The 2995-nt window shown below is 43.0% G+C and carries 1 protein-coding gene; it reads right to left on the bottom strand.

Features of this window, described 5'->3' with window-relative positions; all coding sequences use genetic code 11:
* Nucleotides 1-9: 9 nt before the first annotated feature.
* On the bottom strand, nt 10-2995 hold a 2986-nt coding region (locus Q0171_RS03695; protein ID WP_299326897.1), incomplete at its 5' end, for a hypothetical protein.

The following is a 2995-nucleotide window of genomic DNA, read 5'->3' as shown; positions in this document are numbered from 1 at the left end:
CTTTAGGCATTAAAAAAAGTAATGCCACCTTACAGAAGCATTATGCGTAATCCCCAGCTCCCCACCTACTACCACATAGCCTGCAGAGAAGTTTCCTGCTTTTTGTGTGCGGTAGTGTAGCATGGCAGTGCCTTGGTAGAAGTAGGAAGCTAAATGTGCTATGGCTGCTTTGCCTGTCTTTTCATCAGTCATATAGGTCTTGCCATTGAGTGTTGGCATAATCCCCACTTCATTATTGAAAAGATACCTAAACCCTCCACCAAGTATGCTTGAGAATCTTTTGCCATATTCTTGGTAGTAGTTGAGATTTGCTTGGGCATAGGTTACTCCATAAGGTAGAGCTAGCCCACCATGGCGTAGCCCACCTGCTTTTTGTGTCTTCATTTCAAACTCCCCGATATAGCCACCCTCTACACCTACACCAAGAGATGGATTAAGCACAGATTTGGTGCCATACATACGCACTGATGATCCTAGGCTAAAGGAAGAGCCAATATTGAGATTGCTGATATTTGCTCCAAATCGCAGTGCATTCATATCTTGGGTTAGGGATATATCTGTATAGCCACTATTGACATCTGCAAGGTAGTAGAAGCCTGCGAGCTTTGTTTTTGCAAAGAGATGAACAAAGCGCAAGCCTACAAAGCCTGTATGTCCTTGCGCACTGATATGGGCTTGCTTATAGCCATTGTGTAGATACTCATAGCCACCATAGAAGCCGATATTCCCACTTGTTTGTCCAAGGGGCAAATGCCAATTTGCTCCAAAGAGTGTGCCCACACTCCAGGAGTCAGTTTGTGTGCCATTGGTTGCTTTATGTGTGCCAGCTCCACCATAGGCTCTAATAAAGAAATCCCCTTGGACTTGGTATTTGGCTAAGAGCTCTGCGCTTATTTCTCCAAGCTGTGGTTCTTGTGGCATGATAGGTTTTTGTGCGACAATCCTAGGCTTACTAGGAGCTTTAGGCTCTGTGGGGGCTTTTGTCTTGTTGGTTTTTGCTAGGGCTTGGAGCTTTTTTATCTCCTCATCATAAGTCCTTTTATCTTGCTCGTATTGCTTGAATGCTTTTACATAGTCTTTGCGCGCTTGCCCATAGGCTGCCATAGCTTTTTTATAGTCTTTGTGGTTTGGCTTGATAGCTGGGCGCACAGGAGCTTTTGGCTCGATAGGGATTGTAATGCTGGTATTAAGCCTATGGGTTTTAGCTAGGGCTTCTAGTCGCCTGCTTTCTTTCTCATAGTCCCTTTTGTCCTGCTCATATTGCTTGAGGGCTGTTTGGTAGGCTCTTTGGTTTTGCCCATAGGCTTCCATAGCCCATTTATAGTCTTTGTGGTTTGGTTTGAGGTTTGGTCGCACTGGAGCTTTAGGAGCTATGGGTGCTTTGAGATTGCTTGCTTTTACAAGCACATCAAGCTTTTTCATCTCCTCATTGTAGGTTTTATAGTCTTGCTCATATTGCATGAGGGCTTTCTCATAGGCTTTATGCTCTTTATCATAAGCTGCCATAGCTTTTTTATAGTCTTTATGACTTAGCTTTAGAGTAGGAGCTATAGGAGCTTTAGGCTCGATAGGGGCTTTAATCTTTTTGCTTTTGCTCATAGCATCAAGCTTTTTCATCTCATCATCATAGCGCTTTTTATCTTGCTCGTATTGTCTATATACTTTTTGATAGGCTGCTACTTCTTGCTCGTATTTGGCAATTATAGCTTTGTTCTCTTTGGTGCTAGCAAGTTTGTCCCACGCTGCTTTGTCTTTGTTGTATTTAGCAAGATCGATTTCATAGCGAGCTTTAGCCTTACTTAGGACAGCAAACTCTATGCGCTGTTTGGTTGCTTCATCTTTATCAGCAAGACTTCTTCTGCTTTGTTCAGAGAGATAAGTATCAATAAGCATTTTTCGTCGCATGCTTTGACGGATTATTAGGTTTGTCGCACTTGCAGCTATGGAGTGATTAAGATCAAAGTGTGGTGTGCCATCAGGACCAAACTCAATCCCTATGCCACCTAGCTCTGGGCTTGATTCAAAGGTGGGCTTGCTTGATCCAACAATATAGTTTTGACTACCAGCTGTTACATAGTCTTTAAGCTCTGTGCTAATGCCTTTACTTGGGTCAAAGGTATCATCAAGATGAGAGATGACTATCTTATTGACAGCAAATTCTTTTCCTTTACCGTTACTATCATCATCATTGATTGTTACCCTCTCTATAGCTTGGTTGCCTTTGAGTCCTACGCTTAGGGTATCAACGGTGAGTTTGGCGATATTTGCAGTTATCTTGATATTAGAGAGTTCATAGGACTTTGCGCCTGCTGCTTGTCCTACACCATTGAGGCTATTGATAGTGGATTCTCCGCTTTTGACATCAAGATTTTTTATGATACCGGTGTTGGTTACCTTGGAAGACTCTTTGAGCTCTAGCTTATCGATTGTGCCAGCATTAGTGATAGTGGATTTGGTGCTTGTGGAGAGTGTGCCAATACTTGCAGTAGTAGCGTTGCTAATTGCAATGCTACCGCTTTTTTTCTCTACATTGAGTGATGATACTTCTCCATTATTAGCAATATCGCCAGTGGTATTATCGATAGTGAGGCTGCCATTGGTGAGTGTGGTAGTGATTGTGCCATCAGCCTGACTATCCCCTAGCTCTATGGTGTGCTTACCACTTACTTGTTTTTCAATCTTGGTGATAAGACCATTGTATGATGTGCCTTGGTTGCCATTTTGAAAGTTATTCTTAGTAGTGAAGCTTGCTGCCTTTTTATCACCTGTGAGGGTTATGCTTCCTATCTCTCCTTTGTATTGCTTGAATGTCCCATCGGCTAGGACTAGATTGCCTATGGTGCCAGCTTCTTCAGCAGCAGCAATACCATCTGTGGCTCCTAGGTGGTATTCTCCACCTAGGAGGTTTAGTGTCTCTACTTTGCCACCTCGTTGATAGGATTTACCAGCATAGAGATTGAAATGCTCTACGCTGACATTTTTGAAGATTTGGGAG

This window comes from uncultured Helicobacter sp. (assembly GCF_937906905.1).
Taxonomy (GTDB): Bacteria; Campylobacterota; Campylobacteria; order Campylobacterales; family Helicobacteraceae; genus Helicobacter_B.
Note: the sequence above shows the minus strand (reverse complement) of the source record. Positions and strands in the feature narration are given on the sequence as shown.